This is a genomic window from Olegusella massiliensis (genome assembly GCF_900078545.1).
Taxonomy (GTDB): Bacteria; Actinomycetota; Coriobacteriia; order Coriobacteriales; family Atopobiaceae; genus Olegusella; species Olegusella massiliensis.
Window position 1 is genome coordinate 1,681,016 of sequence record NZ_FLLS01000002.1, and the last position, 25,212, is coordinate 1,706,227.

Genomic DNA, 25,212 nt, shown 5'->3' on the forward strand with positions numbered 1-25,212 from the left:
ATATTCAAAGGGGAGAGGTATGAGTAGCGAGCTTCCTCATAACAAGACGCGCCGAGTCATGGTGGGTTCTGTAGCAGTTGGTGCTGGTGCGCCTGTATCAGTACAGTCAATGTGCAATACAAAAACGGATGATGCAGCGGCCACCCTTCACCAAATTGCTGAATTTGCAACGGCAGGGTGTGAAATTGTGCGCGTAACTTTGCCCAATGCTGCAGTTATCTCTTCATTTGAGCGTATCTGTGCCGAAAGTTCTTTACCTGTCGTGGCAGATATCCACTTTGACTATAAGCTTGCTCTTGCAGCTATTCATGCTGGAGCGGCTGCTGTTCGCATTAATCCAGGCAATATCGGATCTTTTGATCGAGTTGATGCCGTCATTGATGAGTCGGGTGCTGCTGGTACGGCAATTCGTATTGGTGTCAATGCAGGTTCTTTAGATAGGGAAGTAGACGCTCGAGAGGATCTGAATCTACCGCAGAAGCTTGTCGAAAGTGCTGTTAGCTTTTCTCAACATTTTGAAGAGCGTGGTTTTCAGAATTTTGTACTTTCCGCAAAAGTCCATGGGGTATCAGAAACCATTGAAGTCAATCGTATGCTTTCGCAAGCACTACCCGATGTCCCTTTGCATATTGGTGTGACCGAAGCAGGCACTGCTCGCCAAGGTACGGTTAAGAGTGCTATAGCGCTGGGTACTTTGCTTGCTGAGGGCATCGGTGATACCATGCGCGTTTCTTTGACAGCAAATCCTGTTGAGGAAATACGTGTGGGCTGGGATATCCTTTCTTCGTTGGGAATTCGTCGCCTTCATCCTGAGCTTGTGAGTTGCCCCACTTGTGGTCGTACTCAAGTGAATCTTATTGAGATTGCGCGCAGCGTTGAAGAACGTCTGCAGACCTTACGCGTACCCATTTCGGTGGCTGTTATGGGTTGTGTAGTTAACGGCCCAGGCGAAGCACGCAGTGCTGACATTGGCGTTGCCTGTGGTAGGGGAACCGCGATGCTTTTTGCCAAAGGCAAGCCCATTCGTAAAGTAGCTGAAAAAGATATTGTTGAAGAGTTGTTTGCTGAAATTGCCCAGCGCTGGCCTGCATCTTAAGGCTAGTATGGGTGAGCTTATGTTTTGAGCGGAAGGATTTTGGATGATGAATTATATGAGGATGTCGCGCCTCTATGCTCCGACTCTCAAGGAAGATCCCACAGAGGCTGAGCTTGCGAGTCACAGACTCCTTTTGCGTGCAGGTATGATTCGCAAAGAGGCTGCAGGGCTTTATGCGTATTTACCTCTTGCTTGGCGTTCTATTCGCAAGATTGAAAATATCTGTCGCGAGGAGCAGGAAGCAATCAACTCCCAAGAGATGATGGTTCCTATTTTGACTGATGCTGAACTTTGGCATCAATCTGGTCGTTGGGACGCGTATGGTCCAGAGCTTATGCGTTTTTCAGACCGCCACAACCGTGAATTTGCCCTTGGTCCTACTCATGAGGAGACTTTTACCGACTTAGTGCGTAGCGAGCTTCGTAGCTACAAGCAGTTGCCTGTAACGCTCTATCAGATTCAGGATAAATTCCGTGATGAGTTGCGCCCTCGCTTTGGTTTGATGCGTGGTCGTGAGTTCATCATGAAAGACGGGTATTCCTTCTCAGCTACGCAAGAGTCGCTACAAGAGTGTTATGACATGCAGAAAGACGCATATGCACGTTTCTGCCTTCGCTGTGGCTTGCGTGCGCTGCCCGTAGCCGCTGACTCTGGTCAAATAGGCGGTGACACCTCTGTTGAGTACATGGCTTTGGCGGATGCCGGCGAAGCTGCGCTTGTCTATTGCGATGAATGTGGTTTTGCAGCCGATACTGAGGCCGCAACAGCTCACTGTGAAGTAATTGATGATGTTGCGGGTGAGCTCACGCGTATTGAGACACCTCATGTCACGAGCATTGCAGATTTAGCGACTTTTCTTGACGTACCTGAGGCACAAACACGCAAAGCAATTGCCCTCATTGATGGTGAGGGTCAACCTTGGATTGTTATGGTTCCTGGCGACCATGAGATCAATGATGTCAAAACTGGTCACGCCTTTGGTGAGTATCACCTTATGACTGATGAAGAGCTTGAGCTTGCTGGTCTTCAGAAAGGTTTTATGGGACCAGTAAATGTTCCTGACGGTGTTTTTGTAGCCGCAGATATTGCACTTAAAAATTCAAGCTCATGGCTTGTGGGTGCAAACGAGGCAGGTTACCATTTGCGCTCTGCTCAACTTGGCCATGATTTTGAAATAAACCAGTGGGTTGATGTGATTACCGCTAAAGCTGGGGACATATGCCCCCATTGTGGACAGGCACTTTCTGGCGCTCGTGGCATTGAGTGTGGACAAGTATTCCAACTAGGTACTAAGTATTCTGAAGCAATGGGAGCTACGTTTACCGACGCTGATGGTAAAGAAAAACCGCTCATCATGGGCTGTTATGGCATTGGCATTTCTCGTACACTTGCGGCAGTAGTTGAACAACATCACGATGATGCAGGCATTATATGGCCTGTTTCTGTTGCGCCTTATGAAGTTGAGGTAATCTCGCTCGATAATAAGGGAGAGGTTTTTGAAGCTGCAAAGCAAGTCGCTACCAAGCTTAGTGAAGCAGGCCTGGATGTTTTACTTGATGATCGCAAAGAGCGACCTGGCGTTAAATTTGCTGAAGCAGATTTGATGGGATTCCCTTGGCAAGTGGTTATCGGCAAGCGTGGTCTTAAGACGGGTATGGCAGAGCTTAAGTGCCGTGCAACAGGAAAGCGCGAGGACATTGCGCTTGATGAGCTTGCAGACAGGCTGACTGAGCAGATTGTTCCTGCGCGTATGGGTCTTTTAGCCAAGTAGTACACAATCTCAGAAATCTGTCACGTCAAGTGATCGCAAAATTTTTTTGAAAGATTGCTTGACGTGAAGTTTTGCTCTGCTATAGTTACTAACGCACCAACGCACGGGGATATAGCTCAGCTGGGAGAGCGCATGACTGGCAGTCATGAGGTCAGGGGTTCGATCCCCCTTATCTCCACCAAAAATGCCTTACTCGAACTTTTGTAGGTAAAAAAATTTGAGTTCGAGTGAGATTCGATATCTGTGTGATCATCACACGCAGCAAGACCGCACCTGATTTGTTTCAGGATGCGGTTTTTTGCTGCCCAGACTTTTGACAGTGCTGAATCGGCGTTCTGACGTATTGCCCGGTTCACTTTTGCGATTTCGTCTTTGAAGGGTTCCACGATGGCGTTGAAGGGTGGCCGGTACTCGGCCTCGATTTCCAGAGGCACTTCCTTGCTGCAGGAGATGTAGATTTTTTCGAAGATGGCTTGGTTAAGCATTCGCTTTACGATGTCGGAGCCATTTCGGTAGAAGGTGGCGACGTCCTCGAGTAGCTCGAGGGCGTTTGTCAGGTTCCGGGATATCTGCTCGAAGGTGGCGTCGTGCTGCTTGATCTCGTGGTTGATGGCAGCCAGCTCCTTGGCGATGCGTTCCTGTTCGGATTTCAGGAGATCCAGCGGGATCGCATCGTTGTAGTGGGCTTCGAGGAGCTTCTCGCTCTTATGTTCCAGCTCCCGCTTCCTGCCGAGCAGGCCATCGATCTCTAGATCGTACTTTTCTTTTTCCTTGGCGATGACGCCTTGGAGCTCTTCCTCGACTGCAGAGCGAATCTGCGGAGGGAGCTGGATGTCGTCGTAGAGGCGCTCTATCTTCCTTTCCACTTCCCCGATGAGGACGTAGCGCGATTTGCAGTTGCCCACCCTGCGGTGCCTGCCGGAGCAGACGAAGTAGGGATAGACCGTCCCATTCTTTTTCTTCGTGTTGCTGATGAGCATCCGCTCGCCGCAAAAGGCGCAGTAGACAGTGCCTTTCAGGAAGTGGGGATGCTTGTTGTTACGTTCTCCGTTGATGCGTGATTCCAAGACGGTCTGTGTCTTCTCCCATGTGATGTCGTCCACCAAGGGTTCGTGGGCACCGGCGTATTCGACACCCGTGTAGGTGTCGTTCCTTCAGCCTTGCTTCCTCAGCCTTCAGCGCCGCGACATCGGAGCGCGTGTTGAGCACGAGCTTGGCAAGGTAGGTCAGGATGTCCGTGCGCTCCATCTCGAGCGCGTCCAGTTCCTTCAATACTTCGTCCGTGCTTTCGCCGATCTCGCCGGTCTCGCAGTCGATGTCGATGCGGTCGATGAGCTCGGCGATCTGCTGGTTAATCTCGTAGAGCTTCATCTGCTTCCTCCTTTACTTCTGTGATGGCGACGGTCTCGACGCTGCTTCCGGGGATGAGGATGGTCAGGCGCTCCTTCTTGCCCAGCAGGTCGGCATCAGCTTCTCGCGGATGCCGACCTGCTGGCAGGAGACGATCCCGTCCTCGCGCCTTTTCTTGTCGATGCCGACTGTCAGGTTGTGCTTCATCTTTGGTTCACCTCGCTTTCCGTGAATGTCGGAGAAGCGGGATTGCCTCTCCGACATACGGACATCCGGGGTGGTGTTTGAGGGGGTGTGTTAGAAAAGTTTTTTGAACTTCGCCCGTGCAGCCTCGACGGACTCGCGAATCGTCTTGATGTCCTTGCCCTCGCGACGGGCGATCTCGCGAAGCGACAGGCCGGAAGCGACCATCAGCATGCGGCGCTGCTGGACTTCGGTGAGCTGACTGAAGCACTCACGGATACGGGCGTTGCGCTCCGGGGTGTCGTCCGTCAGCTTCTCAACGAAGTCCTCGGGGTCGGCGTACTCGATGCCCTCAAAGTCGATGGCATCGAGGGAGTAGCAGTGCCTTCTGTGTTTGCGGTCGGCGGATTCCTCCTTACGCCGCGAGTCGATGATCAGGGTTCCGTAGAACTCGTCCACATCGATCTCGTTGACCTCGCCGGTTACAGATTTGTACTTGATAAGCATGAAAAGGCCTCCGTTTCTGTGGCTCGAAACGGAGGCCGGGAGGACGCATAGCAAGACACCGTGAAGGAGAAGCAAGTCAATCCGAACGACTCAGCGTTTCGAGATTGCAGCTCGTCCTTCCGGTGGTGGCTGCTGGTTGTTAAGTTGTCAGTTCAGCGCCGGAACATTCCTGCAGGTGAATGCACTGAACTTGCTTTTGATTATGGGCTGCAGAAAAGGGAAAGTCCCGGACATGAACATGTCCTATTTTTGGCACCTGAGCAGGAGAATTGTGGAAGCAAAACTGTGAAACCCGGGCATATCTGCGATTGCTTGCCGGACATCACGATGTCCGGGCAGTAATTTCAGAGATGCGACATGTTTCCATACCCTCAAACAGGCCTTAGATATACGCAAATAACAACAAACCGATTGTAGTTAGCAGGTCAGCGGCTTATAATAGGTGTGGTGAATTGTCTTAACTCAACCGATGAGGTGGAACCAATGGAAGAAATGATCAGCGACAAGTGGATAAACATAGATGAGGCGGCGGACTATCTGGGCGTGAAGCCCGTCACTTTGCGTGGTTGGCTCCGCAAAGACAAAGGCGTCCCCGCTCACAAGATAGGAAAGCAGTGGAAGTTCAAGCGTTCTGAACTTGACGAATGGGTGCAGAGCGGCAAGAGCGCCATCGAGTAGTTGGCATGGCTGCGAATATAAATAAAGGAGTTAATTAACCTATGGCGGTCAAGAAAACAGAACTGTACAGCTCATTATGGGCAAGCTGCGACGAGCTTCGAGGAGGTATGGATTCCTCGCAGTATAAGGATTACATCCTGACGCTTCTTTTCATGAAGTATGTGTCAGACAAATACAAAGGCCAGAAGTATGCTGATATCACCGTGTTCGACAAGGCGCACGATCCGGAGAAAGACCCGGAGAAGCGGACAGGGTGTTCTTTCGACGACTTCGTCGCTTTGAAGAATCAGAGAAACATCGGCGAAGGGATGGACAAGATCATCTCGCGCCTTGCGGATGTTAACGACAGCTTGAAGGGCGTCATCGACATTGCTCACTTCAACGATGAGGCGAAAATCGGTAAAGGCCAAGAGATGGTGGACAAGCTCACTAAGCTCATTTCCATCTTCCAGCGCCCCGAACTGAACTTTTCTAAGAACAAGGCCGAGGGCGATGACATCATCGGCGATGCATACGAATACCTGATGCGCAACTTTGCCAGCGAAAGCGGCAAGAGCAAAGGGCAGTTTTACACCCCGGCAGAGGTATCGAGAATCCTTGCGAAGGTTATAGGAATCGATAAATGCAAAGACACCAATGCGGTGATCTGTGATCCAGCATGCGGTTCTGGTTCGCTTTTAATCAGGGCAATCGCAGAAGCACCGTTCCAGATTGCTGGTTATGGGCAGGAAAAGGACAGTTCTACGGCGGGGCTTGCCAAGATGAACGCCGTGCTGCATGACAAGGCGTCCATCATTATCAGGTCAGGGAACACCTTCTCCGATCCGCAGTTCTTGAAAGAAGATGACGATTCGGAACTGAAGCGATTTGACTATGTGGTGGCAAACCCTCCGTTCTCCATGAAGAACTGGACGGCGGGCGTGCAGGAGTTTGGCAGGTTCAATGGATATGGAGACCGCCCACCTGCAAAGAACGGCGATTACGCATGGCTACTTCACATTCTCAAAACGCTAAAGTCAACCGGTAAGGCTGCGGTCATTCTGCCCCACGGTGTGCTGTTCCGCGGCAATGCAGAAGAGACTATCCGAAAGAGCATCGTGGACAAGGGATGGATCAAGGGGATTATCAGCTTGCCGCCCAACCTTTTCTACGGGACAGGCATCCCGGCGTGCATTCTCGTCATCGATAAGGAGGGCGCTGAGAACCGTCAGGGTATTTTCATGATCAACGCCAGCCGCAACTACGTGAAGGATGGGAATAAGAACCGCCTTCGTGAGCAGGATATCTATCGGATCATTACAACGTTCAACGAGCAGATCGAGGACGATCCCAAATACGCCCGGTTCGTGAAGTGGCAGGAAATCAAGGTTAAGAACAAGTACAACCTCAATATCACCCGTTATATCGATGCGTCTGATCCAGAGGATATTCAAAATATCGATGGGCACCTGAACGGCGGCATTCCGCAGGAAGATATTGATAGCCTGCAGGATTATTGGGATGCGTTCCCCGAGCTGCGAAAAGCACTGTTCAAGAAGGTACGCGCTGGATTCTACGAGCTAAAAATCGGCAAGGAGGACATTCGTCAGGCCATCTATAGCGACGAGGAGTTCTCTGCCTATGGTAAGCAGATAGACAAGGCCTTTTCTGCTTGGAAAAAATATGCCCGCCCGCGTCTCATTAGTGTGGATGACACCTTGGATGCACGGTACTTCATAGACGATCTGGCTTCTTATCTTATTAAGAAATACGAGGGGTTCACCCTTGTCAGCAAATACGACGTCTATCAGGTGCTTCTTGCCTACTGGAATGAAGTGATGAACGATGATGTTCTGCTCATCGCTCACGAAGACAGGGGCTATGCCTTGGCTCGCGAAACCGAGAACATCATGGGCGAATATACATCTGGCAAGAAGAAGGGGCAGGAAAAAGTCATAGGTTGGGAAGGTCGTTTGATACCGAAGAGCCTAATCATTGACTACTTCTTTTCGGACGAAAGGGATGCCATCGAGGCTGCGGAGGACGTCATTGCACAGACCGAATCAGAGCTGAATGATCTGATCGAGAACTGCGATGACGAGTCTTTGCTTTCCGAAGTGGTGTCCGATGATGGCAAAATCAAGAAGAAAGAGCTTGAGGAGAAAATTGCCGCCATCCGCTCGAAAATCACTACGCCTGCAATTGAGGCTCTTCAGAAAATGCTGAAAAGGTGGGACTCCATCAGCAAGAAGAAGGACTACACAGCATACGTAGAGAAGAACCCGCTTTGCGCCGAAGCATGGACTGACAAAGGAACAATAAACAAGACATCCATCATCTATGCAATCAAGATCCTGCAAATGAGTGAGCCGGTGCCTGAAGCGTATGAAGATGACTTTGCGGATCTGGAAAAGGCCAGCGAATTGATGAACAAGGCCAGTGAGCAAACATCCTTGATTAAAGCATTGAGCGCAGAACTTGATACGAAATGTCGCGATCAATATGACAAGCTGACCGATGATGAGATCATCGAACTTCTGGTCAATCGGAAGTGGTGCAACACCATCGCCGAGGGTATCAACCAGCTTTACCTTGACGTGTCGCATCGGCTGGCCAACCGCGTGGTGGTGCTGTCAGAACGCTACGAGGACACTCTGCCGTCACTTGAGGGCATCGTGGACAGCTATGAGATGAAGGTCAAATCTCATCTGGAAAGGATGGGATTCAAATGGTGACGTATCCAAAGGAGTGGCAAATAAAGTCCGTAAGCGAGTTTGCGGCAATTGGAACAGGTTGCAGGGACACACAAGATAATGTTGTAGGAGGCATTTATCCGTTTTTTGTGCGTTCAAACAATATTGAGAGCATTAATATTGCGGACTACGAATGTGAAGCGGTTCTAACAGCTGGAGATGGTGTGGGAACCGGAAAGGTATTTCACTACATCAACGGAAAGTTTGCCGCGCATCAGAGGGTCTATGTGATTCGCGACTTTTCAGGAATTAGCGGAAAATACTTCTATTACTTTTTCTCAAATAACTTCAGAAAAGAAGTTGAAAAGTACACGGCAAAGTCTTCAGTTGATTCTGTTCGTAGAGCGATGATTGCTGATATGGAAGTCCCAATCCCTTCAGTAAGCGAGCAACAAAAAATAGTAGCTGCTTTGTCCGATGTTGACGAGCTAATTCTGAACCTCGAAAAACTAATCGAGAAGAAGACCGCCATCAAGCAAGGTGTGATGCAGGAGTTGTTATCAGGGAAAAGACGATTAGATGGTTTTTCCGCTGTATGGAAGCAATCGCCACTATCTGATATTTGCAAGGTATATGACGGAACTCATCAAACGCCTACCTATACATCGCAAGGAGTTCGCTTCGTATCTGTTGAGAACATTGAAGACATTTATGAATCAAATAAATACATTTCCGAGCATGATTTCTATCTTGGGTTTAAGGCCACTCCTGAACCAGGCGATATCTTAATGACAAGAATTGGCGATATAGGAACATCGACAGTCGTAACAAAGAAAGAACGCCTTGCATATTACGTCAGCCTTGCACTGTTTAAGGAAATAAAGATAAATAGCCACTTTCTAAATCATTACATAATGAGTAGCGAGTTTAAAAAGGGACTTGATGAGCGCACTTTGCATCACGCTACTCCCAAGAAAATAAATAAGGGGGAGATAGGAAAGTGCGTCGTCAGATATCCAGAAGACATAAGCGAACAAAAGGCGATAGCAGAGGTTTTAGATGATTTTTCGCATGATATTTTGCAGCTGACTCAACAGCGAAATAAATGCTTGTCCCTAAAGCAAGGCATGATGAACGAACTGCTCACCGGCAGAACAAGGTTGATATAACGGAGGTATATTCGCATGAGCATTGGCGAAGCTGAGAGAAAGACGCAGGCGCGGGTCGTTGATTTCTTTAAAGATAGAGAGATCCTTGATTACACCTATCTTGGTGACCTCAGAGATGAGGAAAACAAGAATATCAAAGATGACCGCCTCAAGGCATATTTACAGCGTGCGGGATACTCCGATACGCTGATTGAGGGCGCAATCTTCCAGCTTACAAAGGCTGCCAGGGATATGACACGAGGCGTCTACGATGCCAACAAGAACGTTTACTCCCTACTGAAGTATGGCGCAAAGGTCAAACCATCTCCGGAGGCTTCGGAGGAGACGGTGTTCTTTATCGACTTCGATCAGCCTGCAAATAACGACTTTGCCATAGCCGAAGAAGTTACGGTGGTTGAGGTTCAGGAAAAGCGACCTGATCTGGTTATTTATCTAAATGGCATCGCTGTAGCAGTAATAGAACTCAAACGAAGCGCGATTTCCGTCTCGGAAGGCATCCACCAGAACCTGACGAATCAGAAAGATAGTTTTATTGAGCCATTCTTCACGACTGTTCAATTCTGTATGGCGGGAAACGAATCAGAGGGTTTGCGCTACGGGACGCTCAAGACTAAGGCCAAGTTCTACATGGAATGGAAGCCGGATGGATTCCTATCCAACGAAGATGAGCGCGACGTCAATGATGTACGCATCGAAGATCAGTGCATGCAAATCGATAACAACTTACTGCGCTCCCTTTATGCCATGTTTGATAAGACGCGCTTTCTCGACCTAATTGAAAACTTCATCGTATTCGACAAGGGCATCAAGAAAGTGTGCCGTTATAACCAGTACTACGGGATCAAACGTGCCCAGCAGCGAGTAGCGAAGAACAAGGGCGGCATCATTTGGCACACCCAAGGCAGCGGCAAGACCCTGACGATGGTCTGGCTGGCTAAGTGGCTGCTCGAGAATGGTGGCGAGAACGCAAGAGTCCTTATCGTAACGGATAGAGAAGAGCTGGACGATCAAATAGAAAAGACGTTTATCGGTGTGAACGAGAAGAAGATTGTTCGCACGACAAGTGGGCAGGATCTTGTCACCAGATTAAACTCGCTCGATGACTCTCTGATGTGTTCGCTGATCCATAAGTTTGGCAGGCGTGGTGGAGAGGTCACAGAAGCCGACTATGAGAAGTATATAGAAGAACTGAAGAAGTCCTTGCTGGAGGATTTTTCCGCCAAGGGGACAATCTATGTCTTTGTGGATGAGTGCCACAGGACACAGTCCGGCAAACTGCATGCGGCTATGCAGGCAATCATGCCCAAGGCCACTTTCATAGGCTTCACAGGAACGCCGCTTCTTAAGAAGGACAAGAAAACCAGTATCGAGATATTCGGAACCTATATACACACCTACAAGTACGATGAAGCTGTCAACGATGGTGTTGTGCTTGATTTGCGCTACGAAGCGAGGGATATTCCGCAGGATCTGTCTTCGCAGGATCGAGTCGACCAATGGTTCGAGATTAAGACTCGAGGACTATCGCCGCGTGCCAAAACCAAGCTCAAGGAAAAATGGGCGACGATGCAAAAGGTTTACAGTTCCCGCTCCCGGCTGGAGAAGGTGGCGTGGGACATCATTCAAGACTTCGACATGAAGGCACGCCTAATGGATGGCAGCGGCAATGCCATACTTGTGGCTGACAGGATCTATACCGCATGCAAATACTACGAGATCTTCCATAGCCGGGGCTTTCGGAAGTGCGCAATCGTATCATCCTACACTCCGCAGGCTGGAGATTTGCGAACCGACACGGTGAGCGATGAGGATGACACCGAGACCTTCGAAAAGTATAAGACTTACCTGCGGATGCTTGGGCTCGACCCGAACAATCTGCCAGAAAGAGTGTCGATACAGAAAACCGTTGAGGATTTCGAGACCGAGGCAAAGCGGAAGTTTGTCGAAGAACCGGCAAACATGAGCCTGCTCATCGTAGTTGATAAGTTGCTCACCGGTTTTGATGCTCCGCCTTGCACCTATCTCTATCTTGACAAGAAGATGCAAGATCACGGACTCTTCCAGGCAATCTGCCGTGTGAACCGTTTGGATAACGGCAATGATGATGAGCAATCTGAAGAGAGTAAGGAGTTCGGCTTCATCGTTGACTACCAGCAGCTCTTTGGGAGCCTCAAAGATGCTATGGACACCTATACGGGCGGCGCATTCGAGGGTTATGACGACGAGGATGTAGCTGGTCTTATCAAAGACAGAAGCAAACAGGCCATCAGTACATTCAAAGAGATATATGAGGAACTGGAAGAGCTGTGCGAAGGCGTAGATGAGCCACGTGAAGACTTGCAGTATATCCATTATTTCTGCGGTGAGTCTGGAGCCGACGAGAGCGAAGAAGAAATTTACGCCCGGTTGAGGGAGAAGCTCTACCGCCTCGTGAGCAGGCTGGTACGCGCCTTCGCAGAGGCTAAGCCATATCTAATTGATGCCTGCCCGCAAGCAGAGATTAACAAATACGAGAGCAAGGTTCGTTTTTACATCGAGCTTAAGCAGACTATCGGCAACAGTAGCGGCGACTTCCTCGACTACAAGGCCTATGAACCAGATATGCGCAAGCTTATTGACAACTACATCGTGGCCTCTGACAGCATTAAGATCGGCGAGTTTGACGATTTGACACTGCTGGATTTCGTCGAGGACAAGGGTCAGGAACTGGTCGACGATGTTCCGGAAGGAAAGAAGGAAGGCGCTGCCGAGGCTATTGAGAACAACATACGCCGCAAAGTGGTGGAAAAGGTCACGGTCAACCCGAGGTACTACGAAAAGATGTCCGCCATCCTCGACAAGCTCATCGAGGAGCGCAAGCAGGGAGTCAAAGATTACAAAGAACTGCTGGATTACTACGTGCAGCTTGTGAAGAACGTGGAACACCCAGAGGACAACGAAGACTATCCGCAGGAGATCCGTAGCAGCCGTGCGCTTCAGGCAATCTTCGACAACCTACCTGATGACGATGAGACAGAAAAGACCGAAATAGCAAAACGGATACACAATGCGGTACTCAAGAACCGCATAGCAGGATTTAGAGGAGACACGATCAAGGAGAACAGGATCAAGCGTGCCCTGCTCGAGATTCTCGCCGATGACTTGGATGTGGAGCGCATCTTCAAGATCATCAAAAAGCAGGAGGAGTATTAATGCAAATTGTCGTCGCAGGCATACCGATTGATGTTCAAAAAAAGAATATCAAGAACATGCATCTACAGGTGAAACCTCCGGATGGTCATGTTGTTATTTCTGCGCCTTCATCCATCGACGACAAGGCGATCGAAGCCTACGCGCGCACCAATCTAAGCTGGATCAAACGATCGATCAAGAAATTCGAAGACCAGCCGCGCAGCAGTAAGCGTCAGTATGTCTCCGGCGAGACGATATACATCTGGGGAAGCCAGTACTTCATAAAGTTCGTTCACGATAGCCAGAAGAACAACTTCGTTATCGAAGGTAATCAGGTTATTCTACGGATGAACAAAAACAGCACGGTCAAACAGCGTGACAACTACGTCAAAGAACAGTACCGTGCCATGCTCAAGAAAGAGATTGAGCACTATCTGCCAAAATGGGAATCGATAACAGGGCTTCACTGCGAAAGTTGGCAGACCAAATACATGGTCACCAGATGGGGTACATGTAACACGGAGAAGAAAAAACTCTGGTTCAATCTTCAACTGGCACAGAAGCCTTTGGAATGCCTTGAGTTCGTTATCCTGCATGAGCTTATTCACTTGATCGAGCGCACTCACAATGCGACATTCATCTCCTACATGGATCTCTACATGCCGAACTGGCGAGAGGTTCGCAAGGAACTCAATGACCGCAAGCTCGACTACTACGATGCGCAAAACGAGAGCCCGCTGAAGAGGCTGATCGATACCAGCCGCTTCGACGAGGTCAAGGATGCTGCGCTGCAGCATCTTGAAAGTGAGAAGCTGCTCGCTTCTGGCGAGACATGCTCCGACGTGGAGATCGAGAACGTGATCCATATCGAGGAACGTCAAGAAGGCTTTATTGACTTCGATGTTGTCGTCTCCTGCGATATCGAAAAGAAAAGCACCCGTCGCAGCAAGGCGCAGTTCTACGAGAAGTGGCTGAATGTCCATTGTCGTGTCTCTCTTGGGATAGAGCTGTCTGGCTTCGAGATCGTAAGCGTCGAGCCCTGTGAGACTAAAGAAGAAAACGAGAACAGCCGCTTTTCCGGAGAGCTCGTTCCCATCATCTCAAGGGAGGATCTGGAGGATGAGGCCACGCGCTTTCTCGAGAAATACTACAAGAAGGCGCTGCGGGAATCCGTTCCGGTTCCTATTCGGGAGATCGCCGGGAATGCGATGGAACTCCGCATTGTGGAGGATGAAAAGCTCTCAGACGATTTGTCCGTATTCGGACTTATTGTGTTCGAGGATGGCAATATTGCGAACTCCGACAGGAAGATCATCATCCGCAACGCCAAGCGCGGAACCATGTATGTTGACCCGCGTGTATTCTACGAGCGAACGCTCGGTACGCTGAACAGCACCATCGCCCATGAGTGCTTCCACTGGCACAGGCACCAACCGTATCACGCGCTCATGAAGATGATCGGGGCAAAGGATGGTCTCGGAAAAAACATCCAGTGTGCCATCGGTGCCAATCGAGGCAACTCCGACAGATGGAAGGCCGTCGACTGGATGGAGTGGCAGGCGAATGAAATCGCGCCGAAGATTCTGATGCCCTATAAAACTGCAAAGCGGTATTGCAAGAAGCTAATTGAAGAGAACGTTGCCCATTTGGATGGGCAGAAACGCATGGCTGCGCTGGAGCAGGTTGTGGATGATGTTGCCGCTTACTACGGTGTATCGCGGCAGGCCGCAAAGATTCGCATGCGAGAACTTGGATTACCAGAGGTTGATGGAGTCTATTCGTACCTCGATGGACAGTACATCAGGCACTTCCAATACAGCATCGATGCGCTGAAGGATGGCGAGACATTTTCCATCTCTATGACGGATTTGTTTAAGGCGTATTGCTTTGATGCGAGATTCCGTGAATTGATTGATTCAGGATATGTTGTATATGCAGATGGGCACCTTTGTTACAACCATTCGGATTATATAACCGTCGATGGTAATGGCATCGCGAGAATGACGGACTATGGGCTTGCCCATGTTGATGAGTGCTGTTTCGTCTTCGAACGCGGTTATACTTTCGACTCGAAGTATCAGGGCGTGCGGAACTACCAGCAGTTCCTGACAAAGACAAACTTTCAGCTCTCAAGCGCAGAGCTTTCATACGATGAGAATAACCCGCACAACAAGGCTCTGAATGCGGTCATGGAAAATGCGGCGAAATATGCCGCAAGGCAGAGACAGCTGCCCGGTTCTTTTGCTGAATCACTCGTTCAGCTCATGAAAGAACAAAAGATAACGGTTGAGGCACTTTCAGATAGATCCCTTCTAGGCGTAAAGACTATACAGAGACTTCGCAACGATGAAGAGTACCCCACAAGCAAGCAGACAGTATTGGCGCTCTGTGTGGGGCTACGACTTTCCTCTGCGGATGCAGAGGATTTGTTTAGCAAGACGGATTTCAAGCTGAATACCAAGCAGATAGAGGACTACATCTACCGGTGCGTCCTCGGGGCATGCGCGAACAACTCGATATACGTGATAAACGAAATGTTGAAAAGGCACAAGGTGCCACTTCTTGGTAGTTCACCAGAGGAATAAACGGAGGAACACAGACATGAGCCAAATCGAAGAAAAGAAGATATGGGGCATCCACACGCAGGACGACAACCTTTTCCTGCATGGCAACGTAATCGCCATTGGCTGGAAGGACATGGGTGACTTGCGGCTGATCGGAGATGACCGCGACGCCTTCAAAGAAAGGTACGTGGAGGTCTACCCCGACGCCAAGAAAGGCAGCGTTGCCACGGGTGCTGGGATGCTGTTCCGCTTCCTGCACGAGGCGCAGATCGGTGACTACGTCGTGTTCCCGTCCAAGAGCAACCGACAGATCAACATCGGCACCATTGAGAGTGACTACATCTACGAGGCGGATGCTCACGAATACGTGCAGCAGCGCAAAGTGAAATGGCTCAAGCATCTGCCGCGCACATCATTCTCGCAGGGAGCCCTCTACGAGATCGGTTCTGCCATGTCGTTCTTCACCGTGAAGAACTATGCTGACGAATATCTGTCTGCGCTCGACAAGGACTTCAAGAAGGTTGTGAACGAGGATGTAGAGGACGAGAGCGTCGGTGCCACGGCGGAGGACATCGTCGAGAGCACGAAGGACTTTATTCTTAAGGAGCTGAGCAAGAAGCTCAAAGGGTATGACTTGGAGCTGTTCATGGCAGACCTGCTGCGAGCGATGGGCTATCGGACGACGGTATCTCCTCATGGCGGCGACAGCGGCATCGACATCGTCGCATACAAAGATGAGCTGCCTCCGCGCATTCTCGTTCAGGTCAAGAGCGGAGACAGCGACATCAAGGAGGAGACGATCCAGTCATTGAAGGGCGCGATGCGTGAGGGCGACTACGGTCTGTTTGTCACGCTATCCGACTATAAGAGAAACGCCCAGAAGTATCTGGATAGCACACCAATCATCCGTGGCATCAACGGCTCGGAGTTGGTGGAGCTGATTCTTAAGTACTACATGGATTTGAGTGAGAAATACAGGAAGATGATCCCGCTGAAGATGGTCTATATCCCGGTGCCCCGGGAAGAGGAATAAACGATGAGCAATCTAATCGTCAGGCGAAAAGACGAAATAGTCGATCATCAAGAATCGGAGGTCACACCCCTCCAGTATATTGAAGTGCGGCTAACGGATATCGACTCAGCAAGGGCGAAGAATATTCTCGCGCAGGTCGTTCAGCAAGCTGGTATAGCGAAGGATGCAGCAAAGGCGCTATCCAAGGACACGATGTACGTCCTCGACATTCCCAAGAAGATCCAGAAGGGTCTTGAGACTGGCAAGTTTACCTTTATGCAAAAGAAGGATACGGGCGAAAACCTCGCTGCCATCTACGAGGTCGTTGACGGGAAGAAGAGCCTTTTTGCAAATCTGGCGGCAAAGGAAGTTCAAGTTGCAAACGAGAGAGTGGTTCGAGATCTGGGTCAAGGCGTGCAGCAGCTCGCGCTTCAGCAGCAGATGGCCGTGGTTCTCAATGAGATAGAGGACGTGCACAAGACCGTCGCTCTCATTGAACAAGGACAGAAGGACGACCGTTTTGCCGAGGTCAAGTCCGGGTACGACCAGCTCCGGCTTGCACTAAAGACTGCAGACGAGGAAAAACGGAACCGGATGATCGAGAATGCCATGCAGACAATCACGTCCGGGTCGAACAAGATTCAACTTGCCCTTAGCCGCAGGATTGCCGACTTCGAGGCCGTGCCAAGCAGCGACATAGGCGTCTACTGGAAGATGCTCACATCCCACAAGTCTTACATCGACAAAAAGGATGCGGAGTACGACGAGATCGGCGAATACTTCGAATACTACGAAACCGCGTCGAGGCTCCTTGCATACGCAAGCCTGATGGAGGATGAGCCTGAACGTGTCGAAGAGATAACACGGCTACAGGGCGAGTTTATTGGCTCGCTCGATGCTGGCAAGCTGAAGACGATAGCAAAGCTCCATCCGGAGGAGTCCTTTGATTCCGAGTGGTACATGAACCCACAAGGCTACATAGAAGGAACCCGGCAGGAGTACATCGATTTCATTGAAGGAAATTACGACTACATGTCGATAGAAGCTACAGGTGCGCAGTTGCTGGAGGTTTTGGAAGATGAAGAAACTGAGCAAGAAGAACAACCCGGAACAGGAGAAGAACAAGTTCCAGAAGGCGAACGAGAGGATTGATGCTGGCAAGAAGGCCATAGGAGGAGCAGGGCTTCTGGCAGGCATCGCCGTCGTGGCCAAGAAGGCGCTCCCGGTTGTAAAGAAGATAATCTTCAGGGCTTAAAACTATGGGCTACTGTACTTGGGCGGGCATGAACGATGCCAACAGAATCTACCGCGATACGGAATGGGGCATTCCGGTTCACGACGACCGGCACATGTTCGAGCACTTGTTCTTGGAATGCATGCAGTGCGGACTTTCGTGGGATCTGATGCTGAAGAAGCGCGAGATCTTCCGAGCGTGCTTCGACGACTTCGATTACGACAAGATCGCCGAATACACGGAAGATGATGTGTGACGCATTCTCGCCACGGAAGGCATGATTAAATTCTCAAAGCCACATGGAACGCCTTATAAAGCGGCTGCTTGTCGTGCTAGGGCTTTTTGTGGGTGGTCTTATCATCGTCTAACCCGTGCCGACAGTTGGCGCCTTGATACTGCTCGCATCTCCCGTCATCGCTCTCTCAGCGCTGCCAGCGGAGATTAAAGCTCAGCACGAGCCAAAAGCACAAAAGGTGTCGTCTGCTTCTGTGTGAGTTGTCCAGCACGTAGACCAGCCCCAAGACGAATTCGGCAACGTTAATAATTACTCGCTATCTGTGAGTGTCCCTGAGTTAGGTTGTATTGAGAACTGCCCCTTTACTGGCGAGCTGCTCAGTTGCTTATCTTGGCCGAACGGTTCAAAGCTTTGGTATGCGAATTCATCTGTCTGCGCCAGATTTGCCGCCGACCTTGCAAAAGTTGAGAGCAAGACTACAGGCGTTACTATTCACGAGCCAGGCATCCCAAGGCTTGAGACGTATCCTGCGCTAATCCTTCCTACCGCGGTAGGGGAGGAGCCGAATCCCGATGGCTTCGCGCGGTTTCAACGAAATGCCCATGACAATTTGGCGCGATGGGAAGGTGTAAATGATGACTTTTCTAAACTTCTGTCACTCCGTGTCACTTCGGCAACAAAAAAGGTCAGAGCCAAAGCTCTGACCTGGTGTTTTCGGGTGGGCCCAGTAGGATTCGAACCTACGACCCAGGGATTATGAGTCCCCTGCGCTAACCTCTGCGCCATGGGCCCGGACAGGAATGCATACTACCACGTATTTAAGTTTATCGGAACCAAAGATTTGGCGACATAGGTGATTTCATGCAGTCTTCCAAAACAAATTCAGCTTTTGTTCTCATTACTATCTGTTGTGACATGTGTACTCGCTTGAAGCCTCTATAAGAAATATATAAGTAGACACACATTTTTTCTGCCTCAAATGAGACAGTCTCAGCTTTTTAGTGTTCAGTTATATCTTTTTAAGATGTCTCTCAGATACGTGAGGTAGTGTTCTTTTACGCTGCTTGGGGACTCGATTGCTACTTTAGACCCCAGCATAGCGATCCATCCATAGAGCACAGGGCTTTCAACCACATGCGCAGTAACATGTGCTGCACGGCCATCTTTTGTGGCTACCGATACTACGTCTCTACCAAAGCGATCAACAACTACATTCATTACGTCTTCTTGCACAAGTAGAGTCAAAGCCACACGCTCACCTGAATACATGCCAAAAACGTAGTTTCCTGCCTCGTCTGGATTGTAAGAACTTATAGCTTGATTTTTCTCTGCTGGCTCTTCAAGTTTGAGTATTTGTTCCATGCGATCGATGCGATAGTTTCTCACTGATTGGTCAGCCTGGCTGTAAGCAACGAGATAATAGTTATCATCCGCATAAACTATGCTTACTGGTGTTACGACATGACGTGCCCCATCTTTACGGGCAACCTTCTTTTTGTTTGCGTTATAGCGAACGTAACGAAATGACACCTTTTGGTGATGAGCCATTGCTTCTTGTAAGCGGTCAACGGCTACAAAATCCGACTGGGTTTGAATACGAGGACGTCCGTGAACATGTATTTGCTTATTGAGTGCGAAACGTTCAGACCTAGATGCAAGCGATTTGATTGCTTTGACCAGCTCATTTGAGCTTCTGTCTGACAGAAAGCGACTGGATTGAATCGCATCAATAAGCAGGGTAAGTTGTGCAAAATTAAAATCGCGTCTGATAAGTGCGTATTGCACAGGCTGAGTACGGAGCCGCTTGATAGGCAAACCGAATTCACAGAGCGCATCTATATCGGCATAAAGGCTTTTTCGCTCAGCAGAAATGCCCTGTTCAGATAATTCTTCAATTAATTCAGGCATGGTGAGTCCATGTTCGGCGTCTGTGTATTCCTGAAAAATTTTCATTAGTCGCAAAAGCTTGAGCTTTTGAATATTACTGCCAGCCATCATGACCTCACGTTTCAAAATACTACCTACCTGTCCCAATATTAGTTCAGCAAAATATGGCCGTGCAGTTAAATTAAGGTTAACGGTAATAAAAGGGAAGGAGACAATTATGGCAGAGCGTTCAAAGAACTATTGTTACTTTTATATCGCGGGTTTTAAGTATTGGGATGGCTTGTTTGTCCAATCCAAGCTTAAAGTCGGGCAAAAACTCAGGTTGGTACCCGAATTAGATAACCCTTTTGATCCTCATGCGATTGCAATCTATCGTAAAAAGACAAAGCTTGGTTTTGTGCCCAGAAAGCTCAATGAGGGATTGGCTCAACTTTTGTATTTTGGCCACGGCGAAATTTTTGAGACGTATGTTGCCGAAGTTAATCTTGACGGTGATCCTTGGGAACGTGTGGCTGTAAGTATTCGCGTGAAAGATGCTCGCTAGGGACGTATACTGACCTCCATCCGCTTGCTTTTACGCAGGGGGATTGGGAGTCCAATGATTAAAATACAGGGCATAAGCTATTTCGGTATAAGGAGACGTTATTGAAGCTTCTGCTGACAGCCTTTGATGCCTTTGGTGGAGACAAACTCAATGCTTCACAGCTGGCGTTGGATCAGCTTCCTGATGAGATTGAAGGAGTGCGACTCCAGAAATTGTTCATTCCTACGGAGTTCCAAAAAGCGCCTGCTCTCATAAGGCAAACAATTCAAGAATTGTTACCTGATGCGGTCGTTTCTTTAGGACAGGCTACGGGGCGCCGTACGCTTACCGTAGAACGTATCGGCGTTAATCTCATCGATGCTCGCATTCCTGACAATTCTGGGAATCAACCTAAAGACCAGTGTATTGTGCCCCAGGGTCCCGATGCACTTTTTTCTAATTTACCTACGCGTCAGATGGTAGAAGCGATGCAGCATGTAGGAATTCCTGCAGAACTTTCCTATACGGCAGGAACGTATGTGTGTAATTCAGTGCTTTATAGCACCAGATATTTTTGCTTGACTCATTATCCCAACATTTTAAGTGGGTTTATACATCTGCCAGCTACGCCTGAACAAACAGCATCGCATGAAGGCAATACAGAGATTCCATCAATGTCTACCGCAAAAGTGGTTCTCGGTCTCGTAGAGGCTCTCAAAGCTGTCATACTTTATTAAGACGGCCCTTTACACTGATTTTGGAAGGCAGTTTCATGATCAAACTGGCGCTATACGATATGGATAATACGATGCTTCCCTTGGGTGAACCTTACATTCCTGAGAGATCTATTCAAGCCATTCGTGCTTGCCAGGAACTTGGCATTGACGTTGGTCCCTGCTCGGGACGTTCGCGCGCCGAACTTGCCCAGTTCTTTCAAAATGATGCAAGCTGCTATAACACGGGTGTAACCATCAATGGCATGCGTATTTATCTTAGCGGACAGCTTGTTTATGAAGTAAGCCTATCCAACAAGGCCTTAACTAAAGTAAAAGAGATTGTTGTTCAGCACAGCGGAGCTGCGCTTGCCCTGTATAGGGATAATAAAACGCCTTTCTGGGTGGGCATGCCTCAAGAAGAACTTGGAGATATGTATCACTTTGCGCAGCTTGAAGCAGCGACATGTGTTGATGCTGTCCCAAATGATGCGTTTATGAAGGCAGGCATTATCTTTTTTGCAGACAAAGATAAATTTCTTGCTCTGCAAGCAGATCTTGAAGCTGCTTGTCCTGAATTCGATTTTGTATCCACCGTAGATTACTGGTGGGATATTATCCCGCGCAATGTGAGCAAACAAGTAGGCGTAGACATTTTGCGCAAGACCATGAATTTATCTTTGGATGAGGTCTGCGTTTTTGGTGATGCGGATAATGACCTAGAAATGCTCCGCTTTGTCCCTAATTCTGTATGCGTTGCAAATGGTAATGAACGTGCGCATGCAGCAGCTCGTTGGCATATTGGAGCCAGTGCTGATGGAGCAGTTGCATCTGCTCTCTGGGATATCGCACATGCAGCTCAGACAGGCGGAATGCCTGCCTTTATGTGCGAGCAAAACCGTAATCATCAGCGTATTGATGCCCAGGGAAATCACGTCGACTAAGACATGTGTCCATCTGCGCTGTGTGTGAGTTACTCTGCTAGTTCAAACTGAGCATAAAAAAGTTGTGCATAGAAACCATTTTGTGCCAAAAGTTCCTCATGTTTACCCATTTCAATGATGTTACCGTCTCGCATAACGACAATTTTGTCAGCCTCTTGGATGGTCGAGAGGCGATGGGCTACAACAAGGCTCGTCTTTCCAACCATTAATCGATCAAACGCATGCTGTATGTATAGTTCAGTACGGGTATCGATATTTGATGTGGCCTCATCCAAAATGAGGATATGTGGCTGAGCAAGAAAAACTCGTGCTATACAGAGCAGCTGTTTTTGACCCGCGGATAGTGTTACAGATTCGGTTCCAAGAATAGTATCGTAGCCCTGAGGTAGTTTTTCTATAAATCCATGGGCATGAGCTTGTTTTGCGGCTGCCTTTACTTCGTCAAGGCTTGCTGCAGGCTGTGCCATAGCAATATTGTCTTTGACGCTTGCATGTTCTACCCATGTATCCTGCAGCACCATACCAATCTGCGACCGTAAACTGTCGCGCGTGAGACTACGTATATCAATGCCATCAAAGAGAATATTGCCTGAGTGGATGTCGTAAAAACGCATGAGTAGATTAATGAGGGTAGTTTTTCCGCAACCGGTAGGACCAACAATAGCAACGCGCTCGCCCGGCTCTATATCGAAAGATAAGTCCGAGATGAGTGGATGATCTAGCGTATAAGAAAAATCTATCTTTTTAATACTGATGGCTCCACTGGTATCGCTCAATATACGGGCGTTCGGGGCATCGGTAGGAATTTCTTGTTCTTCTAAAAGCTCAAAGAGTCGTGCAGCGCAGGCAAACGAATTTTGAAGCTCGGTGATAACCCCAGAGATATCATTGAATGGCTTGGTATATTGATTTGCATATCCTAAAAATGCCGTGAGGCTACCTACGGTCATGCCACCCGACAAGACAATCAAGGCACCAAAAACACCTACGCCTGCATAAATCAGATTATTAATAAATCGTGTCCCAGGATTTGAAAGTGCCGAGTAAAGTACCGCCTTAAAATTAGATTGACGAAGCAGTTCGTTAGACTCACTGAATTGCTTGCACGCACTTTCCTGCATACTAAACGCTTGGACGCTCGAGATGCCTTGAATCATTTCTGAGGCAATAGCTGTCATCTTTCCACGCCGTTGTGACTGATTACTAAAATGATTAAAAGCTTTGCGTGAAAGAATTCGTGCTAACAAAATTGACAGAGGAGTAATGCAAACTACAAGCAAAGCAATATGCCAGTTAAGGTAAAACATAAAGACAAGCGTCAGCACAATAGTGAGCATGCCTGTGAAGAATTGCTGAAAAGCCATGATGAGGCCATTAGAAAATTGATCCACATCGTTAACGACACGAGAAGCAAGATCTCCGTGACTATGTGAGTCAATATAGGACAGCGGCATCCGCTGTAACTTCGCGAATGCGAGGGTGCGCAGGTCATAAAGCATGCCATAGACTATGCGGTTAGTAAGACGTGTCAGCAGCCATTGTGCTGTAGTGGTGGCAATAACTGCCAAAAGCATCCATTGCAAAGCAGAAGTAAGTGCTGCAAAGTCCACTTTGGAAGGACCTACTGCAGCATCTACTGCATTACCCGAAAATACCGGTACCAGCAGCGTACTGATAACCACAACAACAGCAAGCGCAAGGATGCCTATAACTTGTGCGATATAAGGACGCATCAAAACAATAATTTTTTTGAGAGTAGAATCCTTATGCATGGACAGCACCTCCCTTGACTTGGGAGGCACAGATTTCTTGATATACCGAACACGTATCAAGCAAGTCATCATGGGTACCAATACCTGCAATATGGCCATGATCGAGTACGATGATTTTGTCGCTTGTCCTAATGGAGGTAACTCGTTGCGAAATAATAAGGCAGCTGGTATCTGCCAAATCTTTCCTTAAGGCTTTGCGAAGAGCTGAGTCCGTGGCAAAGTCTAAAGCTGATGAGGAATCATCGAGAATCAATACTTTGGGCTTGCGTACTAGGGCACGTGCAATTGCAAGACGCTGCCGTTGACCACCAGAAAGATTTTGACCTAATTGTTCAATTTCTGCATCAAGTCCACCTTTAGCTTCAACGATATTATCCGCTTGGGCAGTATGAAGGGCATCATAGAGCTCTTCTTCCCGTGCATCAGGGTTGCCCCAACGAAGATTAGAAGCGATGCTTCCCGCAAAAAGCTGTGCTCCCTGTTCGACGATGGAAATAATCTTACGAAGACTTGCTAAGGAATAACTACGGATGTCATGTCCACCAAGCTTAATGGAACCCTCGGTCACATCATAAAAACGCATTAATAATGCTGCGAGACTTGTCTTGCCTGAACCTGTACCTCCAATAATGCCTACCGTTTCACCAGGTTGTACATCAAAACTGATATGTGAGAGTGCGGGACCCGCAGCATGAGGGTAGACAAAGGTCACATCATGTAAGCTCAGAGCAGGTTGTTCGCGACAGGCATTGAGTGAGCCTTCTTTCATTGAGGGCGTAACTTTAAAGATTTGTTCAATGCGCTTAGCACAAGCAAGAGATTTAGATACTTGGATGATGCAGTTTGCAAGCTTTACACCCTCAATGAGAATCTGCGTACTGTAATTGATAAAGGCCATCAGTTGGCCCTGAGTAAGATTTCCCAGCTGCACCTGCTGCCCACCAACAGCAAGTACAACTACCAAGCCAATATTAGTTGCTGCATAGGTGAGGGGAGTAAGAAGGCCCGAGATATCGCCTACATGCGCTTGTTCTGCGCGCAGCTCTCCTGCCACTTTATTCATTTCGCTAATTTCGTGTTGCTCGCGTCTAAAAGCACGAATTACCCGCACGCCCTCGAGATTTTCTGAGGTAAGAAGCAAAACACTATCTAAATGATTTTGGACAATTTTGTACAAACGTGCAGCTATGTGCATCAAGCCAAAGACAAGGGCAAGTAAAATGGTAATAGTAAGGGTATAAATTAGACCTTCTATGTGACTGATAGTAAAAACGAGAATTAGCGCTCCAAAGACAACGAAGGGGGAGCGCAAAACCAGACGGAAAAAAGTAGTTACGCCATCTTGAACCTGTTGGGAATCATTGGTAAGACGTGTGACAAGAGTTGATCGACCAAGCCCATCGATATCTTGGCGAGAAAGACTCGTGATATGACAAAAGAGATCATCTCGCAAGCGAGTACCAAAACCTGCAGCGAGTTTGGCGCAAAAATATTGCGCAGTACTTGCCGATGCGAGACCAAAAACACCCATACCGAGAAGCAACACACCGTGCATAAGGAGATAATTTTTGTCATTATGAGCCAGGCCGATATCAATCATTTGCGCCATAATCAGCGGAACGGTGAGCTCAAAAGCGGCTTCTAAAAGCTTAAATAGAGGGGCGAGGAGGCATTCTTTTACATAGGGCTTTAAATAGCGTAAAAGACTTTTCATTCACCTAACCTTCTCTC

The 25,212-nt window shown here is 48.6% G+C and carries 21 protein-coding genes, 2 tRNA genes and 1 pseudogene; 16 read left to right on the forward strand and 8 right to left on the reverse strand.

Features of this window, described 5'->3' with window-relative positions; all coding sequences use genetic code 11:
* Positions 1-19: 19 nt before the first annotated feature.
* From ispG to BN4314_RS08305, 4 genes are all read left to right on the forward strand, one after another.
* Positions 20-1,096, forward strand: coding sequence for a flavodoxin-dependent (E)-4-hydroxy-3-methylbut-2-enyl-diphosphate synthase (gene ispG, locus BN4314_RS07625; protein WP_068540655.1), 1,077 nt, complete (start codon positions 20-22; stop codon positions 1,094-1,096).
* A gap of 43 nt (positions 1,097-1,139) precedes the next feature.
* Entirely contained in the window at positions 1,140-2,867 is a 1,728-nt protein-coding gene (locus BN4314_RS07630) for a proline--tRNA ligase (RefSeq protein WP_068540657.1), read from the forward strand.
* Positions 2,868-2,972: 105 nt separating this feature from the next.
* Positions 2,973-3,048 (forward strand) — tRNA-Ala (locus tag BN4314_RS07635).
* 406 nt (positions 3,049-3,454) lie between these two features.
* Positions 3,455-3,619, forward strand: a complete 165-nt coding sequence (locus tag BN4314_RS08305) for a hypothetical protein (RefSeq protein ID WP_232309737.1) — start codon at positions 3,455-3,457, stop codon at positions 3,617-3,619.
* Positions 3,620-3,775: 156 nt separating this feature from the next.
* On the opposite strand, the pseudogene BN4314_RS08445 reads toward BN4314_RS08305, so the two are convergent.
* From BN4314_RS08445 to BN4314_RS07650, 4 genes and pseudogenes are all read right to left on the reverse strand, one after another.
* Positions 3,776-3,847 (reverse strand): annotated as a pseudogene (locus tag BN4314_RS08445) (hypothetical protein); the annotation flags it as partial.
* Positions 3,848-3,905: 58 nt separating this feature from the next.
* Positions 3,906-4,238, reverse strand: a complete 333-nt coding sequence (locus BN4314_RS07645; RefSeq protein ID WP_068540660.1) for a siphovirus Gp157 family protein — start codon at positions 4,236-4,238, stop codon at positions 3,906-3,908.
* Positions 4,239-4,301: 63 nt separating this feature from the next.
* Complete coding sequence (locus BN4314_RS08340) at positions 4,302-4,424, reverse strand: hypothetical protein (RefSeq protein WP_267899994.1); 123 nt, start codon at positions 4,422-4,424, stop codon at positions 4,302-4,304.
* Between the two features lie 90 nt (positions 4,425-4,514).
* Complete coding sequence (locus BN4314_RS07650; protein ID WP_068540662.1) at positions 4,515-4,907, reverse strand: RNA polymerase sigma factor; 393 nt, start codon at positions 4,905-4,907, stop codon at positions 4,515-4,517.
* Between the two features lie 483 nt (positions 4,908-5,390).
* On the opposite strand from BN4314_RS07650, the gene BN4314_RS07655 reads away from it, so the two are divergent.
* Genes BN4314_RS07655 through BN4314_RS07690 form a run of 9 tightly spaced genes read left to right on the forward strand, consistent with a single transcriptional unit; the run spans position 5,391 to position 17,663 of the window.
* Positions 5,391-5,585 (forward strand): helix-turn-helix domain-containing protein, encoded by a 195-nt coding sequence (locus BN4314_RS07655; protein ID WP_068540664.1) that lies wholly within the window; start codon positions 5,391-5,393, stop codon positions 5,583-5,585.
* Between the two features lie 41 nt (positions 5,586-5,626).
* Positions 5,627-8,299, forward strand: coding sequence for a type I restriction-modification system subunit M (locus BN4314_RS07660; RefSeq protein ID WP_068540666.1), 2,673 nt, complete (start codon positions 5,627-5,629; stop codon positions 8,297-8,299).
* Positions 8,293-9,426, forward strand: coding sequence for a restriction endonuclease subunit S (locus tag BN4314_RS07665; RefSeq protein WP_068540667.1), 1,134 nt, complete (start codon positions 8,293-8,295; stop codon positions 9,424-9,426). Before BN4314_RS07660 ends, BN4314_RS07665 begins: the two co-directional genes overlap by 7 nt.
* A gap of 15 nt (positions 9,427-9,441) precedes the next feature.
* Positions 9,442-12,618: a type I restriction endonuclease subunit R gene (locus BN4314_RS07670; protein ID WP_068540669.1), complete on the forward strand. Its 3,177-nt coding sequence runs from the start codon at positions 9,442-9,444 to the stop codon at positions 12,616-12,618.
* Complete coding sequence (locus BN4314_RS07675; RefSeq protein ID WP_068540671.1) at positions 12,618-15,182, forward strand: YgjP-like metallopeptidase domain-containing protein; 2,565 nt, start codon at positions 12,618-12,620, stop codon at positions 15,180-15,182. Before BN4314_RS07670 ends, BN4314_RS07675 begins: the two co-directional genes overlap by 1 nt.
* Positions 15,183-15,198: 16 nt before the next feature.
* Entirely contained in the window at positions 15,199-16,194 is a 996-nt protein-coding gene (locus BN4314_RS07680) for a restriction endonuclease (protein ID WP_068540672.1), read from the forward strand.
* Positions 16,195-16,197: 3 nt separating this feature from the next.
* Positions 16,198-17,325: a hypothetical protein gene (locus tag BN4314_RS07685; RefSeq protein WP_068540674.1), complete on the forward strand. Its 1,128-nt coding sequence runs from the start codon at positions 16,198-16,200 to the stop codon at positions 17,323-17,325.
* Positions 17,252-17,428: a hypothetical protein gene (locus BN4314_RS08140; RefSeq protein ID WP_157089942.1), complete on the forward strand. Its 177-nt coding sequence runs from the start codon at positions 17,252-17,254 to the stop codon at positions 17,426-17,428. The genes BN4314_RS07685 and BN4314_RS08140 overlap by 74 nt, the downstream gene beginning before the upstream one ends.
* A gap of 28 nt (positions 17,429-17,456) precedes the next feature.
* A complete protein-coding gene (locus BN4314_RS07690; protein WP_198145558.1) occupies positions 17,457-17,663 on the forward strand; it encodes a DNA-3-methyladenine glycosylase I in 207 nt (68 codons plus the stop codon).
* Positions 17,664-18,361: 698 nt separating this feature from the next.
* Here the strand turns inward: BN4314_RS07690 and BN4314_RS07695 are convergent.
* Together BN4314_RS07695 and BN4314_RS07700 are read right to left on the reverse strand one after the other, a co-directional pair.
* Positions 18,362-18,434: transfer RNA gene (locus tag BN4314_RS07695), tRNA-Ile, on the reverse strand.
* Between the two features lie 213 nt (positions 18,435-18,647).
* Positions 18,648-19,637, reverse strand: a complete 990-nt coding sequence (locus BN4314_RS07700) for a helix-turn-helix transcriptional regulator (RefSeq protein ID WP_068540932.1) — start codon at positions 19,635-19,637, stop codon at positions 18,648-18,650.
* A gap of 109 nt (positions 19,638-19,746) precedes the next feature.
* On the opposite strand from BN4314_RS07700, the gene BN4314_RS07705 reads away from it, so the two are divergent.
* The 3 genes from BN4314_RS07705 to BN4314_RS07715 all read left to right on the forward strand — a co-directional run bounded on the left by BN4314_RS07705 (position 19,747) and on the right by BN4314_RS07715 (position 21,709).
* Complete coding sequence (locus BN4314_RS07705; protein ID WP_021735487.1) at positions 19,747-20,073, forward strand: HIRAN domain-containing protein; 327 nt, start codon at positions 19,747-19,749, stop codon at positions 20,071-20,073.
* Positions 20,074-20,174: 101 nt separating this feature from the next.
* Entirely contained in the window at positions 20,175-20,789 is a 615-nt protein-coding gene (locus BN4314_RS07710) for a pyroglutamyl-peptidase I (RefSeq protein ID WP_068540677.1), read from the forward strand.
* Positions 20,790-20,848: 59 nt separating this feature from the next.
* Entirely contained in the window at positions 20,849-21,709 is an 861-nt protein-coding gene (locus tag BN4314_RS07715) for an HAD-IIB family hydrolase (RefSeq protein ID WP_187369567.1), read from the forward strand.
* Positions 21,710-21,738: 29 nt separating this feature from the next.
* Here the strand turns inward: BN4314_RS07715 and BN4314_RS07720 are convergent, their stop codons facing one another.
* Positions 21,739-23,481, reverse strand: coding sequence for an ABC transporter ATP-binding protein (locus BN4314_RS07720; protein ID WP_068540680.1), 1,743 nt, complete (start codon positions 23,479-23,481; stop codon positions 21,739-21,741).
* Positions 23,474-25,195: an ABC transporter ATP-binding protein gene (locus BN4314_RS07725; RefSeq protein WP_068540682.1), complete on the reverse strand. Its 1,722-nt coding sequence runs from the start codon at positions 25,193-25,195 to the stop codon at positions 23,474-23,476. The genes BN4314_RS07720 and BN4314_RS07725 overlap by 8 nt, the downstream gene beginning before the upstream one ends.
* Positions 25,196-25,212 lie beyond the last annotated feature (17 nt).

What these genes read in the sequence shown, in the direction of transcription:
- BN4314_RS07705 (WP_021735487.1), top strand. Translation starts at nt 19,747, where the DNA reads ATGGCAGAGCGTTCAAAGAACTATTGTTACTTTTATATCGCGGGTTTT.
- BN4314_RS07645 (WP_068540660.1), bottom strand. Translation starts at nt 4,238, where the DNA reads ATGAAGCTCTACGAGATTAACCAGCAGATCGCCGAGCTCATCGACCGC.
- BN4314_RS07630 (WP_068540657.1), top strand. Translation starts at nt 1,140, where the DNA reads ATGATGAATTATATGAGGATGTCGCGCCTCTATGCTCCGACTCTCAAG.
- BN4314_RS07675 (WP_068540671.1), top strand. Translation starts at nt 12,618, where the DNA reads ATGCAAATTGTCGTCGCAGGCATACCGATTGATGTTCAAAAAAAGAAT.
- ispG (WP_068540655.1), top strand. Translation starts at nt 20, where the DNA reads ATGAGTAGCGAGCTTCCTCATAACAAGACGCGCCGAGTCATGGTGGGT.
- BN4314_RS07665 (WP_068540667.1), top strand. Translation starts at nt 8,293, where the DNA reads ATGGTGACGTATCCAAAGGAGTGGCAAATAAAGTCCGTAAGCGAGTTT.
- BN4314_RS07680 (WP_068540672.1), top strand. Translation starts at nt 15,199, where the DNA reads ATGAGCCAAATCGAAGAAAAGAAGATATGGGGCATCCACACGCAGGAC.
- BN4314_RS07650 (WP_068540662.1), bottom strand. Translation starts at nt 4,907, where the DNA reads ATGCTTATCAAGTACAAATCTGTAACCGGCGAGGTCAACGAGATCGAT.
- BN4314_RS07690 (WP_198145558.1), top strand. Translation starts at nt 17,457, where the DNA reads ATGAACGATGCCAACAGAATCTACCGCGATACGGAATGGGGCATTCCG.
- BN4314_RS07725 (WP_068540682.1), bottom strand. Translation starts at nt 25,195, where the DNA reads ATGAAAAGTCTTTTACGCTATTTAAAGCCCTATGTAAAAGAATGCCTC.
- BN4314_RS08340 (WP_267899994.1), bottom strand. Translation starts at nt 4,424, where the DNA reads ATGAAGCACAACCTGACAGTCGGCATCGACAAGAAAAGGCGCGAGGAC.
- BN4314_RS07655 (WP_068540664.1), top strand. Translation starts at nt 5,391, where the DNA reads ATGGAAGAAATGATCAGCGACAAGTGGATAAACATAGATGAGGCGGCG.
- BN4314_RS07720 (WP_068540680.1), bottom strand. Translation starts at nt 23,481, where the DNA reads ATGCATAAGGATTCTACTCTCAAAAAAATTATTGTTTTGATGCGTCCT.
- BN4314_RS07685 (WP_068540674.1), top strand. Translation starts at nt 16,198, where the DNA reads ATGAGCAATCTAATCGTCAGGCGAAAAGACGAAATAGTCGATCATCAA.
- BN4314_RS07715 (WP_187369567.1), top strand. Translation starts at nt 20,849, where the DNA reads ATGGATAATACGATGCTTCCCTTGGGTGAACCTTACATTCCTGAGAGA.
- BN4314_RS08140 (WP_157089942.1), top strand. Translation starts at nt 17,252, where the DNA reads ATGAAGAAACTGAGCAAGAAGAACAACCCGGAACAGGAGAAGAACAAG.
- BN4314_RS07660 (WP_068540666.1), top strand. Translation starts at nt 5,627, where the DNA reads ATGGCGGTCAAGAAAACAGAACTGTACAGCTCATTATGGGCAAGCTGC.
- BN4314_RS07700 (WP_068540932.1), bottom strand. Translation starts at nt 19,637, where the DNA reads ATGGCTGGCAGTAATATTCAAAAGCTCAAGCTTTTGCGACTAATGAAA.
- BN4314_RS07670 (WP_068540669.1), top strand. Translation starts at nt 9,442, where the DNA reads ATGAGCATTGGCGAAGCTGAGAGAAAGACGCAGGCGCGGGTCGTTGAT.